We start from the raw sequence: 14,253 nt of genomic DNA, 5'->3' as shown, positions 1-14,253 counted from the left end.
CGCAAATCGCCCGGCCAGTGTGACGCATCCCCCAAACCGCGCCGTCGGTGTTGACTGTGAATCAATGTTGCCGCTACCGCGCCGGTGTCGGCAGCACCCAATAGGCTTGCCGTATGGCGACGAAACGAAACCGACCGGCCTATGTGTGCAGTGAGTGCGGCTACGAGGCCGTCAAGTGGGTTGGCCGCTGCCCCGAATGTCAGGCCTGGGGCACCGTTGAAGAGCGGGCAGCTCCAGGCGGCGGCCCGCAGTTTCGTGCCGAACCGCTCGCGCCCGCCAACCCCGCACAGCCCATCACCGAGGTCGATGCGCAGCAGGCCGTGCACTGGCCCACCGGTATCGGCGAGTTCGATCGCGTGCTCGGCGGCGGCATCGTTCCGGGCGCGGCAATCTTACTCAGCGGCGAGCCCGGGGTGGGCAAATCGACCCTGCTGATCGACACTGCTTCGAAGATCGCGAGCCTCGGCGCCAAGGTGCTGTATGTGAGCGCCGAAGAGTCGGTAAGCCAGGTGCGGCTGCGTGCCGAACGCACCGATGCGCTGCATCCCACGCTCTATCTCGCAAGCGAAACCGACCTTGCGACCGTGCTCGGGCATGTGGATGAGGTGCAGCCGCGGCTGCTGATTGTCGACTCGGTGCAGACGGTCGCATCAGCCGAGCTGGATGCGCTTGCCGGCCAGCCCTCACAGGTACGTGAGGTGGCGTCGGCGCTGATTCGGCTGGCGAAATCGCGCGGGCTGCCGGTGATCATTGTGGGCCATGTCACCAAAGACGGGCAGGTTGCCGGGCCGCGGCTGCTCGAGCATCTGGTGGATGTGGTGGCGCATGTTGATGGCGACCGGCAGACTGCGCTGCGTTTTGTGCGCACGCTGAAGAACCGGTTCGGGCCCACCGATGAGGTGGGGTGTTTTGAAATGACCGGTGAGGGGATGCGCGAGGTGCCGGATCCTTCGGCACTGTTCATCAGCGACCGGGATGGTTCGGTGCCGGGCACCTGCGTCACGATGGCGCTCGAGGGCAAGCGGGTGCTGCCAGTTGAGATTCAGGCCCTCGTGGTGCCGACGCAGGCGCCGAATCCGCGGCGGGTGGTGAACGGTGTGGATGCGGGGCGCGTGGCAATGCTGTTGGCGGTGCTTGAGCGGCGCTGCGGTCTTTCGTTCGCGCAGCACGATGTGTATGTGTCGACCGTTGGCGGAGTGCGGCTCACGGAGCCCTCGGCCGACCTGGCAATTGCGGCGGCGTTGGCGTCGGCGAAGCTTGAGTCGGCACTTGAAGACCGGCTCGCGGTGTTTGGTGAGGTGTCGCTCGTCGGTGATCTGCGGCATGTCACCAACGAGAAACAGCGTGTCACTGAGGGGCGCCGGCTTGGTTTCGAGGGGCCGGTGGGGCCGGATGCGGGGCGCCTCTCGCAAGCGTTGACCGATGCGATCCCGGGGTTTGGTAACCGCGGCTAGCGAGTTGCACTCGCGCGCGCCACACCCCAGAGCACCACTCTCCCCGGGTGTGTGTTTCCGCGTTAATTGTGTGTGGCAGAACACACACAATTAACGCGCAGACACACACGAGGCGAAAAGCAACAGCGCGAACGGCGGCGCGAGCACAAACGCGGCGGCGGCGAGTGCGCGACGCGGCGACGCGACAGCACGGCGACGGAAACGGGCTTCGCCCGCATCCTCGCAAATGGGGATGCGGGCGAAGCTCGCTATTGAGCGATCAGCCTACGAGTTGCGGCGTTTTACCACGAGGGTTGCACCGGCAGCTGCGACGAGCAGCGCCACAGCGATACCGCCCACGAGCAGGTTGCCGTCGGCACCGGTCGCGGCGAGGTTCTTGCCGCCAGCGGTCACCACACCGTTTGCGTCGGTCACCGTGAAGGTGGTGGTGACGGTGACGTCGCCCTGCACCGCGGTGACGGTGTAGCCGCCCACGGGGAACTCCTGGTTGTTTTGGGTTACATTGCCCGACTCAAGGTCGTAGGTGGCCCAGGTGATGTGTTCTGTGAATGTGCCGTGCGCATCCGGGGTCACGGTGAACTCTTCGCGGGCATTCTCCGGCCCCTCGATGGTGACGGTCACCTTCACCTCGGGTTCCCAGCCGGCGCCAGTGATGAAGAACCCAGCGGTCGACTCTTCGCTGCTGGCCTTGTCTGGCACCACCTCGAGCGTGGAAATCGTTAGCGGCGCCGTGGCCTTGGTTGCGTCCTGAGTTGCAACCACCTCGTGGTCGCCACCGGTGGCGTCGGCCGGCACCTTGGCGTCGAGGGTGGCCGCACCGGATGCGTCGGTGGTTACCGTGCCCAGATCGACCGGAGTCGAGTGGAAGGCGAGGGCCACCTCGGCGTTCGGCTTGAAACCGGTGAGGGTGATTTTGAGGTCGTCACCGGCGGCAGCGTAACGCTTGTCGAGGGTAACGGTCGAGGTCGGGTCGATCGGCGTGGTCGATGTTTCGACGGTGATCGGCAGCTGCGCGGCCGCGCCCGATTCGACAAAGTTCAGGGTCACGGTCTGCTCACCGGCGAGGTCTTCGGTGAGAGCGTTGAGCGTGATCTCGGCCGAAACGGTCTCGCCCTTGGCGGTGTCGCCCGTTACGTTGGCGGTGCCGACAGTCTTGTCACCGATCTTGACTTCGATGGTCTCGTTGGCGGTGAAACCTTTCGAACGCAGGTTGAAGTCTTTCACGGTGAACGTGAAGTCTTCGCCAGCTTTCACGGTCGGGCCTTCACCATAGCCGTTGAAGAAGCCCTCGGTGTCGACGCCCGGGCGAACCTTGGGGGCCTTGAGCTCGTTGTTTTCGAGCGAGTCGACGTACTGCACGAAAGCGTCGAGGTCGATCGAGCCGGTGTCGGTCATGGTGCCCTCGGCGAGGGTGTGGAAGTTGTCGCCACCCGCGGCGAGGAACGATGGCATCACGGCGGTGTACTGCGCGTTCATGTCGAGCGGCTTACCGTCGATGGTGACGCTGGTGATGCGGTCGCCACGGTCACGGGATGCATCGGTGGTGTACGAAACGTTCGATGAGATGCCGAGCTGGAGGTAGGGACGGCTGGGAACTTCACCGTTGGCGTCGAGCTGCCACTGCTCTTCGAGCACCTGTTTGAGCTGTGCACCGTTGAGGGTGACCAGCGCGAGGGTGTTGGTGAAGGGCAGCACGGTCTGGGCGTCTTTGTAGGTGAGCACCCCGTCGCCCTCAATGTCGGCACGCAGACCGCCCGGGTTCATGATCGACAGGTCGGCACCCGTGGTGTTGTCGTTAGCCCAGGTGTGCATCGAGTCGGCCACGAGCACGCCGAGCGATGAGGCCTGCGCGCGGTCGTCTTTGACGGCGGTGCCGTCGGCCCAGGTGTAGGCGCGGGTGATGTCGTCGTTCACCACACCGATTTCGCGTGCGCCGAGCTCTTCGGCCTTTGCATACGCTTCGCTCTTGATGCCCACGACCTTGTCGTAAACCTGCTGCGACTGCGACGAGAGGTTGTCGCGCGTGTAAATCGGGGCCTTGTCTTTGATGGTGTCGATCACGGCGCTGTCGGTGTTGACGACCTTGTTGTCAGCGTCGAGGGTGAAAACGATCTGACCAACCTGCTTGCCGTATTCACCGGCCTGCAAGACACGACGTTCAGTGATGTCGTAGTTGTAGGCGTAGTGGGTGTGGCCGTGCAGCACGAGGTCGACCTTGTTTGAGGTGTCTTTCACCATCTTCGAGAACACCTCGTTGCCGAGGTTGGTGTCGAGGTCGGTGGTCGGGCCGCCCTCGTGGTACGAGGCGATGATGATGTCGGCGGCGTCCGACTGTTTGATTTCTTCGGCGTATTTGTTCACCGCGTCAACCGGGTCGCTGAAGGTGAGGCCCTGGATGCCCTGCGGCGACACACCCGACGGGGTCGAGTCGGTGACCGCACCGATAACGGCAACCTTGACGCCGTTTACTTCGTAAATGCGATAGGGGTCGAGCAGCAGCGAGCCGTCACTTTTGGTGACGTTTGCACCGAGGAGGGTACCGCCGAGGCGTTGACGGATGCGCTCAGTGTCTTCCTGCCCCTTGTCAAACTCGTGATTACCGACGGTAAACGAGTGCTGGCTGCCCTCGCTCAGGGCGACCAGGGCGTCGATCGTGGGGTCGTCATTCTGCAGCGAAGATTCAAACTCCGAGGCGCCCACCTGGTCGCCGTTGGCAACGAACAGCGTGTTCTCGGCACCGAACTTGTCGGTGATGGCTAGCGAACCTCCGGCAAATGCCTCGAGGTTTGAGAGCCGACCGTGGAAGTCGTTGTACGACACGATGTTGATCTGCTTCTGGCCTTCGGCCAGGTCGGCAGCCGGAGAAATGATCTCGGTGTTGTGCAGTGATTCGTCAGCGAAGGCGGGCACTGCGAGGCCGGCGAAGGCGAGCAGCCCACCGACGACGCTAGCGACTGCGCCGCGCGCGAAATTCTTCTTATGAGCCACTCGGCCCCTCCTCAGTGATTCGTCAGCCTGGACTCAGACAGAGTTCCAGTCAGCTGTTACATTCCTGCAACCGCCACGTAAACAAAGCGTTACAAGAGCACCCATCTTTGGCGTGTTTTGGCTGCCGGTGCAATTCGGTCGATGGCTTGGATGCATCCCAAGCCATCGATATTTTTCGGCGCCGAGAGTGCGGCTTATTCGAGAACGAACATCACCGGGTCGGATTCGGCACCGTTGACGGTCACGGTGAGGTGGTAGTAGGCATCGCCGCCAACTGCTGCCGGACGCTGCGTGTCGCAGGTGTCTGGGGTGGAGCGTTCTCGCACCCATTCCAGTTCGGGTGAGTCAAACTTTCGCCCGGGTTTCAGCAGCACCTGCTGGTTTTCGGGGTTTTGCTGGCAGTCGGTTGACATCCAAATCTGGTCGCTCCCCGAGGTGATGCGGAATTGCTGTGCGGCCGTGCCGACATCAAAGGTGCACTCGCTGGTTCCCGTGTTTTCGATGCTGAATGAGAGCTTCGGGAGAACATCCGGCGCATACGATCGCGCATCTGTGGCGGCAGTCACAGTAACATCTTCTGGCCTGCACGGCTGTGGCTCGGCGGGCTGCTCTGGTTGCGAAGGCGCCGGTGCGGGGGTTTGCTCGACCGCTTCGGTCGGCGCCACGGTCGCAGCCGGATCAGTGGTCGGTGCCGCAGCCGATTGATCGCGGGTGAAGTGCCCAACAAGCGCGCTGATGGCCCACCAGATCAGGGCGATGACAGTGATGAGCAATAGCAGCGCCACGATCCGACGACGCCGGTAGACCGCGGGGCTGGGTTTGGTGCTCACAGCAGTAATCTACCCGGATGCGGTGCAGATTCTCACGTGCAGGGCCGAGAGAATGCGCGCTGCGCCAACCGTCGCTGGCTGTGCGGGTGCTCCCCCACCGGCGCGGGCTGCGGCCGCCGAGACAATCGGGCCGCCACCAACCGTGTGGTCAGTGGCGGCCCGATTTGTGAGCGGTTCGCCGCTCAGCCGGCGCGCGTCGCTACTCGGCGTTGCGTTCGGCGTTACGGCGGCGCAATGCCACCATGCTCGCACCGGCTGCAAGCACCAGGAGGGTGGCGACCAGCAGCGGCGTCATGTTGCTCGCACCGGTGGTGGCGAGCTTGTCGGTGACGTCGGCCGAGTTCACACCTGCAGCACCCGACTGGGTGTCGGCTTTTTCGGGCAGCGACGCGTCGCTGCCGGTGACCGTGAAGGTGATCTTCTGGGTGAACTCACCGTCGGTGACGGTGACCGTGTAGGTACCGGCCGGGAACTCGAGTTTGTCGGCGATGAGGTTGCCCTCAGCATCGAACTCGGCCCAGGTGAGCTGCTGCGCGAAGGCACCGTCGTCATTGGTAACCACATCGGTGAGCTCGGCGCGGTAGCCGTTCGGGCCGGTGACCACGAACGACAGTTCGGTGTTGGCGGGCCAATTCGCACCCTCAACATAGAAACCATCGGTCGAGTCGGCGGCCGAAGCCTTGACCGGTGTCACCTCGAGCTGGGGTTCGAGCACGGTGATCTCGGCGGAAGCGGTCTTGTCGGCCGATTCGACGGCAACCACTCGGTGTGCGCCCGGTGCGGTCGTTGCCGGCACCGTGAACTTACCTTCGATTGCACCGTTCTCATCGGCGACGACATCCGCCACCTTGACCGGGTTTGAGTGCAGTTCGATCGTGACCTCAGCACCCGGGGTGAAGCCTTCGCCACGGAAGGTGACGTTGCTGCGCAGCAGGTATTCGCTGGCGTCAGTGCTCAGGGTCACTTCGCCCGGAATGGGCGTCGCGGTGGGCTGCTGTGTCTGGGTTGGGCCCGGTGTTTCGGTCGGTTCCGGCACCTGGGTGAACTGCAAGCCAATCAGCATCGGGTTGTGGTCGGATGCGCGGTACTGGTCGGGCGCGTACAGCTGCGTCACGTTCGAGTTGTTGCGGCTGTACTCGAGCGCGATCGGCTCATAGGCGTTGATCGTCCAGACATCGGTGCCGGTCACGAGCTTCGCCGCTGCCGGCGAAGCAAACACGTGGTCGAGCGAACCAACCATGCCACCGAACAGGTACGAGTATTCACCCTCGCTCACCTGCTGCACATAGCCGGCGTTGACGATGGTCTGTACCGGGTCTTCCATGGTGTACGCGTTGAAGTCACCGGTGAGGAAGACCAGGTCGGTGCCCTGCTTCTGCTGCTGTGCCGCAGCGAAGTCGACCACGGCCTGCGCCTGACGGGTGCGGTCACCGTTCCAACCCCCGACGTTGTTTGCCGGGTTGTCGTCTTTGTCGAAGCTGGCGTTATCGCCCGAGCCTTCGCCACCCTTCGACTTGAGGTGGTTCGCGATCATCACGAACTTCTGGTCGGCTTTCGCCACCGGCGTGAAAGTTGCCGCCAGCGGTGCGCGGGCGTTCGTGAAGTTTGGGTTGTCGAGAATCTCGGTCGAACCATCCACGTAGCTCACTTCGGCGGGCTGGTAGATGAACGCGGTGCGGATGACGTCATCACCGGTTGCCGGGATGGTCGCGGGCGAGGGCACATATGCCCACTTCTCGGCACCCGCGTTCTTGTTCAGTTCGTTCACCAGGTTGGCGAGCGCGGCGTCGCGGTTTTGGCCGAAGTCGGCCGAGTCTTCGATCTCTTCGAGGGCGATGACCGATGCATCCAATTTGTTGATCGCCGAGACGATCTTGGTCTGCTGACGCTCGAAACTCTTGCCGTTGTAGGCGCCGCGGGCGTGGCAGTAGTTATTGGTGGTGGGGTTACCCTCACGGTCGGTGTAGAACTTGCAGCCGCTTTCTTGCTCTCCGAGCGAGGTGAAGTAGTTCAGCACGTTGAAGGTACCGACGGTGATGTCACCACCCACCTCGGCGGGTGCTGCTTCACGGGCATCGCTGAAGGCTGCCGGAATCCACTCTGAATCGGCACCAACTACCTGCTGCTGCGGCTGCAACCGCCAGGCGTTGTGGCCGTAGTCGAGCACGACTGGCTTGGTGAAGGTTGCGGTAGCACCCACGGTGACCGGCTTGTCGAGCGAAAGGTACGGCAGTGGCGAGTTTTGAGCTTCCTTGCTCTTGGTGTAGTTCCAGGTCGATCCGTCGTCGAGCAGCACACCGTGAGCCGCGTTGTATGCGGCCTGCTCGTGCGCCTCAGCCGAGTCGGGAGCACCCACCTCGGTGGGTTGTACGAGCGGCTTGGTGCCGAAAGCGAGCCCGATTTCGCCGTAGCTGTTCAGACCGTAGTTGTCGGTGACGGTGTAGTTGCCCGACAGTTCGAGAAGCATTCCCTCATAGCGTTCACGCTCGGCATCGGTGGCCGGCCAGGCATCGAGTTTCACGGGAGTTGCTTCGCCGAGTGACTGCTCAAGCTTGCTGACACCGGTTGCGGTGATCTGGGTGGCCCCGAAGTTTTCACCCACCTTGCCGGTGACCGAAACCGAGTCGCCGATCTGCACATCCGAGGCGTAGTTGCTGCCGTAGATGAACACTCCGCTCGAGCGGGTGGGGTCGGCTTCGCCGGGTGCCTGGATGAAGAAACCGTTCTTGCCACCGGTGGGATACACGGCGGTCACGATGCCTTCAACGGTGACGGTCTGGTCGACGAGCGGTGATTTGTCGCCCTCGCCCTGCACCTCAACAATCGGGGTGGCAGCGCTACCGGGTTCGGTTGGCTGCGGGGTCTCGGTCGGTTCGGGTGCCTCGGTTGGTTGCGGAGTATCGGTGGGGTCGGATGCGTTGCCGCCCGATTTTTGCGGCGTCGGCTCACCGATCGTGAAGTCGGCCTTATTGTTGTCGGTGTCTTGGGTGACCGGGGTGCGGGCGGCCGAGGTTGAGTTGCTGGTGCTTGCGGCAGGGGTGCCCTCGAACCGCTTCGCGGCACCCCAGCCAACCAGGTCGACTGTGGTGCCGTTATTGCTCAGTTCGACGATGCCTTCTCTACCGCCCATATTGAGCAACCCCTCGGCATCAAACTCAAAGTCGACTGTGCCGCCCGAACCGCGCGACTGTGCGATCAGGTAGTAGTCGCCGGGGGCGACGGTGCCGCTCAGCGAGGTGGTGCCACCCGAATTACCGGTCTTGGCCGAGAAGTATTCGACCTGCCATCCCGAAAGATCAATCGGCTGATCCGACACGTTGTACAGCTCAATAAAGTCGCGCTTGTAGCTTGCGCCACTATTGCCACCGCCGCCATAGACTTCGCTGATCACCAGCGAGGTCGAGGGCGCTGCCGCAGCATCGTCCACGTTTACCGGCAGCGCCACCAGCCCTGCCGCACCGAGCGCAGCAATGGCGGTTGTGGCGACCAGCTTATTTCCAAATCGCACCGAAGTGTTCCCTTCTGTGGGCGGTCATGACCCGGCGAGACTACTGATGGGCGTTAGCGCTGCGGTAAACGGGAATGAACCTGCAGGTGGCCTGCAGGTGTGCGGATAGCGGCGACTTACAGGGTCAAAATCATGCGAGTGTTGCCGAGCGTGTTGGGTTTCACCCACGGCAGATCCAAGAACTCGGCGGTGCCCTCATCCGGCGACCGAAGTATCTCGTGATAGGTGCTGGTGTCGATCACCCGTTCGGCAACCGGCTCGAATCCGTGTCGAGCAAAAAAGTCGGTTTCAAAAGTCAGACAGAACAGCCGCGACAGCCCGATTTCTCGAGCCTCGGCGATCAGAAACTCGACCACCCGGTAACCGATGCCGCGCCCGCGCATCCCCTGTTCAACCGCGACGGTGCGCAACTCACCCAGGTCGTGCCACAGCAGGTGCAGCGCCCCGCAGCCAACCACTCGGCCATCGAACTCGACCACCGCAAAATCGCGCATCGACTCATAGAGCACAACGAGGTCTTTCTGCAGCACGATGTTCTCGGTTACGTACGGCTGAATCAGTTCGTACACGGTCGGCACATCGCGCAGTTCGGCTTTGCGCACCACAATTTTGCTCATTGCCCACAACTCTACGCTGCGGCAGCACGTCGGTCGCGCGCCGGTGCATCGCGCACTTGGCGTCGTACCAAAGTACGATTGAGCCCATGCGCCTCGGAGTACTCGACGTTGGATCTAACACCGTTCATCTCGTCATTGTCGACGCGCATCCGGGAGCAAAACCGGTGCCGATGGTGTCGCAAAAGCGGGTGCTGCGACTCATGCAATACATCGACAACTCGGGAGCGATTAGCGACCACGGCGTGCAGCGAATCATGGAGGCGATGGCGCACGCGAAGCAGCTCATCGACGATGCCAATCTTGATGAGCTGCTGCCCATGGCAACCAGCGCGATTCGCGAGGCGAAAAACGGCGCCAAGGTGCTCAAGCGCATCCGAAAAGAGTTCGGTATCGATCTGCAGGTGATGTCGGGCGAGGATGAGGCACGCACCACGTTCTTGGCCGTGCGGCGCTGGTTCGGTTGGGCTGCCGGGCGAATCATGCTGGTTGATATCGGTGGCGGCTCGCTCGAACTGGCCGTGGGTGACGATGAACTTCCCGAGCTCGCGATGTCGCTACCGCTGGGAGCCGGGCGCACCACCAAACAGTTTTTCCACCACGATCCCCCTCTTGACGACGAGCTAACCCAGCTGCGCCATCACGTGCGCAAGCTGCTGCCGGATGCGGTGCGCAAGTTTGGTGATCTGGCGCCGGCCGATCATTTTGTTGGCTCGTCGAAGACTGTGCGTTCGCTCACGCGCCTTGCCGGTTCGGTGATTGACGGCGTTGGCCCGAACGACCGGATGACACTTCGCAAGTGGCAGCTTGATGATTGGATCCCGCGGCTGGCGCAGCTTCGGGCCGAGTCGCGCCCGGCGCTGCCGGGGGTGACCACCGACCGAGCGTTTCAGATTGTTGGCGGCGGCATCGTATTGTCGGAGGTGATGTCGGCGTTTGGTATCGAACAGCTTGATGTATCGCCGTGGGCGATGCGTGAAGGGGTGCTGCTCGACTATCTCGACCGGTTGCCCACCACCACCGGCCGCCGCTGAGCCTAGCGGGCAGCGTGTTTGAACGGCTAGAATCCGAGTCGATGCCGCTGTAAGACATAACTAAGCTCTTTCAGGATCCACATGTTGATGAGAAAAACCTTCAGTGCCCTCGCTCTGACCGCCGTGGTCTGTGCGGGTATTGTGCTTCCCCAACCAGAACCGGCGGCCGCCGACTCCCGACGCGGCTGCATTGATGTTCCCGGGGTCGTCAAGATTGCACCGTCACCGGTGACCGAGTCACAGCTCACCGAGCACGGGGTAACCATCACCGTCGAGGGTCTGCCACCGAACGTTGTGGGTGAGGCCATTGTCGGGCCGGCACAACTCTACAGCGTCGGGGCCGACTATGTGAGTGAGTTTGAGAACGATCCTGCAGCCGACGAGTTCGAGTTTCACCCCGATTTCTTTAGGCTGTTGCGAGAGTCGCCGCTACATTTTCCCGAGGAATCCGAAAACTCCCGCCAAGAATTGTTCCGTCGGGGCTATTTCGTAACCGACAGCAATGGCACCCTCTCGCTCACCTTCGGTGGTCACGAGCTCCACGACAAAGAAATCACCATGCCGCCCAGCTGGGAGCAGTCTGGCCGTGACCGGGACCTACTCGAAGACGAGCTCGCCAATCTGAACGAGCGGCGCTGGACCTCCGCCCTTCCTGCAAACGAAAACGGTTACCTCGGCAACTATGTGGTGGTCTTGCAATTCGCTGACTACATTGGCCGCACCGAATACTCGTTCTTCGCCGGTGAACACGGGGTTACCGTGGTCGACGACTATTCGAAGCTTCGCCCACTGGCAGAGAAATACGCCGAGAAGCTCATGAGCGATGGGCTGTCGGAACTCGAGAGCTCATATGTGAGTGACCTGCGTGGGGGCAGTTCGCTCTGCACCGAGTTCAGTGTGGTTGACCAACCCGCACCGACACCGGAGCCAACACCGACGCCCGAGCCGACACCAGAGGATACTCCGACGTCCACTCCCGAGGCCACACCGACGCCGACGCCTGAGGTGACGCCGACTCCCGAGCCGAGCAGCACTCCAGAACCGACCCCAACGGCAGCGACCACGCCTGGCCCCTCACCAAGGCCCACCGCGACCGAGGTCGGGTCGGGGTCACTGCCACGCACCGGTGGCGACCCGCTCGGCGTCCTCGCCGTCGGCGGCATCCTCACCGCAACCGGCGCCGCACTCTTCGCACTTGCACGCCGCCGCATAACTGACAACTGCTAGGATTCCGCTGTTCAACGGCCGCACCATGCGGCACGCCTTGCGAATCGCGGTCGCATTCGACCGTGGCAAACTTTCCAGGATTCACCTTTGATGAAAAAACTCTTCGGCACCCTCGCCCTGACAGCAGTGGTCTGTGCGGGTATTGCGCTCCCCCAACCACAACCAGCATCGGCAGCCTCCGACTCAATACAGAGCTGCATCGAGTATCCCGACTTCATCAAGATTGCACCTTCACCGGTGACCGAGTCACAGCTCACCGAGCGCGGGGTAACCATCACCATCGAAGGCCTCCCACCGAACGCTGTCGGTCAGGCCGTTGTGCGGTCGGGGAAGTTGCGTCATTTCGGAGCTGAGCTCGCGAGCGAGTATGAGGCGCACCTCGAGAGTGCGATTGAAGAGGGTGATTTCGAGTTTCACCCCTCATTCTTTACGAGGCTGCGAGAGCTCCCCCTGCGCTACCCCGAATCCATCGATAGCCCCGCCCAAGGGTCGGTCACTGGTGGTTATTTCGTGACCGACAGCAGTGGCACCCTCTCGCTCACCCTCGGTGGCCAGCAGCTCCAAGACGAGAAGATCACGATGCCACCGAGCTGGGAGCAGTCTGGACACGACCGGGACGAACTCGAAGCGCGGCTCGCCGATCTGAACGAGTGGCGCTGGACGTCGACCCTTCCTACAAGCGAAGCGGGCTACCTCGGTGACTACGCCGTGGTGATCGAGTTCGTTGACGAGGTGAGCCGCACCGGCTACGGCTTCTTTGCAGACGAACACGGGGTTACCGTGGTGAACAACTCCGACGAACTTGAATCGCTGCAGAACAAATACGCTGAAAAGCTCATGAGCGAAGGTTTCTCACAAGAAGAGAGCGGCATCCTCAGCCAATATCGCGGCGGCATCAAGCTCTGCACTGAGTTCAGCGTGGTTGACCAGCCCGCACCGACTCCGACACCGGAGCCGACGCCGACACCGGAGGTGACGCCGACACCCACCCCTGAGGTGACGCCGACGCCCACTCCCGAGCCGAGCGACACTCCGCAGCCAACCCCTACGGCAGCAACCACACCCGCTCCCTCACCGACGCCCACCGCAACCGAGAGCGGCCCGGGGTCTCTGCCACGCACCGGTGGCGACCCGCTCGGCATCCTCACAGTCGGTGGCATCCTCACCGCAACCGGCGCCGCACTCTTCGCACTTGCACGCCGCCGCGCGGCGAGACTGTAAGCAACTGCCTGAGCCGCAGCTAGCTGCAAGTTGGGGGCGTGGGCCGAAGCGGTCTCACGCCCCCAACTAGTTGTAGGCGAACATCGCTTGACCAGCTCTCATATTCACCCGAAGAATGACCGTTCCAAGACATAACTGATGCCTGCTACAATTCCCGATGTTTCAGCTAAGTTTCACGCGGCCTGCCTCCCTGCATGACCGCAGCAAACCTTCCAGGATCTAGCTTTGATGAAAAAACTCTTCAGTGCCCTCGCCCTGACCGCAGTGGTCTGTGCGGGTGTTGTGCTCCCGCAGCCAGAACCAGCTGCCGCCGACTCACGACGCGGATGCATCGATGTTTCCGGTTTGATCAAGATCGAGCCGTCGCCGGTGGCCGAGACACAGCTCACCGAGCGCGGGGTAACCATCACCATCGAAGGCCTCCCACCGTACGCCATGGGCATCGCCCAGATCTGGCCCGGTAAGCTCAATCGCCCCGCAGATCTCGCCAAGAGCGAGTTTGAGAAGCTCGATCAAGAGTTTCATCCCTCGTTCTTCGAAAAACTGACGGAATCGCCCGCGCGAGGCCCTGAACCCGGCGGATACCCCGACCGCAGTTGGGAAATTCGTGGCCTCTTTATGAGCGACAGCGACGGCACCGCCTCGCTCACCTTCGGCGGCAAGGAACCCAACGATGCCACAATCACGATACCGCCCAGCTGGCAGCAGTCGGGAGCAGATCAAGCCGAGCTCGACGAGACGATCGCCGAACTCAACGAACTACGCTGGACCTCGGCTCTTCCCGAAAGCGAAGACGGCTATCTCGGCGACTACTTTGTGTTGATCGAGGCGCTTGACTATCCGAACCAGACCCGCTTGGGTTTCTTCGCTGAAGAGCACGGGGTTACCGTAGTGCGCAGCGATGACGAGATTCGGTCACTGCAGCGCAAGTACGCCGAAAAGCTCAAGAGTGAAGGATTCTCAGAGAACGAGAGTAAAGCTCTCAGCGAGTTTCGCTTTGGATCGATGCTCTGCACTGAGTTCAGCGTGGTTGACCAGCCCGCGCCGACACCGACACCAGAGCCGACTCCGACACCGACACCGACACCAGAGGTGACGCCGACACCCACCCCTGAGGCCACTCCGACGCCCACTCCCGAGCCGAGCAACACTCTGCAGCCGACCCCAACGGCAGCCACCACGCCTGGCCCCTCACCGACACCCACCGCAACCGAGGGCACCCCGGGGTCTCTGCCACGCACCGGTGGCGACCCACTCGGCATCCTCACCATCGGCGGCATCCTCACCGCAACCGGCGCCGCCCTCTTCGCACTTGCACGCCGACGCTCGGCGACACCGTAAGCAACTCGCTGAGCCACAACTAATCGACAGTTGAGG

9 protein-coding genes are annotated in these 14,253 nt (G+C 62.4%); 5 read left to right on the top strand and 4 right to left on the bottom strand.

Annotation, left to right across the window (positions count from 1 at the left end; all coding sequences use genetic code 11):
* Window positions 1-113 precede the first annotated feature (113 nt).
* Window positions 114-1,454, top strand: a complete 1,341-nt coding sequence (gene radA / locus RQ865_RS02940) for a DNA repair protein RadA (RefSeq protein WP_311477387.1) — start codon at window positions 114-116, stop codon at window positions 1,452-1,454.
* Window positions 1,455-1,718: 264 nt separating this feature from the next.
* Here radA and RQ865_RS02935 read toward each other — a convergent pair whose 3' ends face one another.
* From RQ865_RS02935 to RQ865_RS02920, 4 genes are all read right to left on the bottom strand, one after another.
* Entirely contained in the window at window positions 1,719-4,442 is a 2,724-nt protein-coding gene (locus RQ865_RS02935; protein WP_311477385.1) for a 5'-nucleotidase C-terminal domain-containing protein, read from the bottom strand.
* 194 nt (window positions 4,443-4,636) lie between these two features.
* On the bottom strand, window positions 4,637-5,272 hold the full coding sequence (locus tag RQ865_RS02930) for a hypothetical protein (RefSeq protein WP_311477384.1): 636 nt from the start codon (window positions 5,270-5,272) through the stop codon (window positions 4,637-4,639).
* Window positions 5,273-5,471: 199 nt separating this feature from the next.
* A complete protein-coding gene (locus RQ865_RS02925; protein ID WP_311477383.1) occupies window positions 5,472-8,780 on the bottom strand; it encodes an ExeM/NucH family extracellular endonuclease in 3,309 nt (1,102 codons plus the stop codon).
* A 116-nt stretch (window positions 8,781-8,896) separates the two neighbouring features.
* The gene (locus tag RQ865_RS02920) at window positions 8,897-9,397 is read right to left on the bottom strand and encodes an amino-acid N-acetyltransferase (protein WP_311477382.1); all 501 of its coding nucleotides are present in this window, start codon (window positions 9,395-9,397) and stop codon (window positions 8,897-8,899) included.
* Between the two features lie 86 nt (window positions 9,398-9,483).
* On the opposite strand from RQ865_RS02920, the gene RQ865_RS02915 reads away from it, so the two are divergent.
* The 4 genes from RQ865_RS02915 to RQ865_RS02900 all read left to right on the top strand — a co-directional run bounded on the left by RQ865_RS02915 (window position 9,484) and on the right by RQ865_RS02900 (window position 14,217).
* Complete coding sequence (locus tag RQ865_RS02915) at window positions 9,484-10,428, top strand: Ppx/GppA phosphatase family protein (protein ID WP_311477380.1); 945 nt, start codon at window positions 9,484-9,486, stop codon at window positions 10,426-10,428.
* Between the two features lie 87 nt (window positions 10,429-10,515).
* Window positions 10,516-11,655 (top strand): LPXTG cell wall anchor domain-containing protein, encoded by a 1,140-nt coding sequence (locus tag RQ865_RS02910; protein ID WP_311477378.1) that lies wholly within the window; start codon window positions 10,516-10,518, stop codon window positions 11,653-11,655.
* A gap of 90 nt (window positions 11,656-11,745) precedes the next feature.
* Window positions 11,746-12,876, top strand: a complete 1,131-nt coding sequence (locus RQ865_RS02905) for an LPXTG cell wall anchor domain-containing protein (protein WP_311477376.1) — start codon at window positions 11,746-11,748, stop codon at window positions 12,874-12,876.
* A gap of 228 nt (window positions 12,877-13,104) precedes the next feature.
* The gene (locus RQ865_RS02900) at window positions 13,105-14,217 is read left to right on the top strand and encodes an LPXTG cell wall anchor domain-containing protein (protein WP_311477374.1); all 1,113 of its coding nucleotides are present in this window, start codon (window positions 13,105-13,107) and stop codon (window positions 14,215-14,217) included.
* Window positions 14,218-14,253: the final 36 nt, after the last annotated feature.

The organism is uncultured Gulosibacter sp. (assembly GCF_963509965.1).
Taxonomy (GTDB): domain Bacteria; phylum Actinomycetota; class Actinomycetes; order Actinomycetales; family Microbacteriaceae; genus Gulosibacter.
The sequence above is the reverse complement of the archived record's forward strand: the minus strand, read 5'-3'. Positions and strand labels throughout refer to the sequence as shown.

Bases quoted from the DNA above. Each gene is read 5' to 3' on its own strand.
- radA (WP_311477387.1), top strand. From the start codon at position 114: ATGGCGACGAAACGAAACCGACCGGCCTATGTGTGCAGTGAGTGCGGC.
- RQ865_RS02920 (WP_311477382.1), bottom strand. From the start codon at position 9,397: ATGAGCAAAATTGTGGTGCGCAAAGCCGAACTGCGCGATGTGCCGACC.
- RQ865_RS02915 (WP_311477380.1), top strand. From the start codon at position 9,484: ATGCGCCTCGGAGTACTCGACGTTGGATCTAACACCGTTCATCTCGTC.
- RQ865_RS02910 (WP_311477378.1), top strand. From the start codon at position 10,516: ATGAGAAAAACCTTCAGTGCCCTCGCTCTGACCGCCGTGGTCTGTGCG.
- RQ865_RS02905 (WP_311477376.1), top strand. From the start codon at position 11,746: ATGAAAAAACTCTTCGGCACCCTCGCCCTGACAGCAGTGGTCTGTGCG.
- RQ865_RS02900 (WP_311477374.1), top strand. From the start codon at position 13,105: ATGAAAAAACTCTTCAGTGCCCTCGCCCTGACCGCAGTGGTCTGTGCG.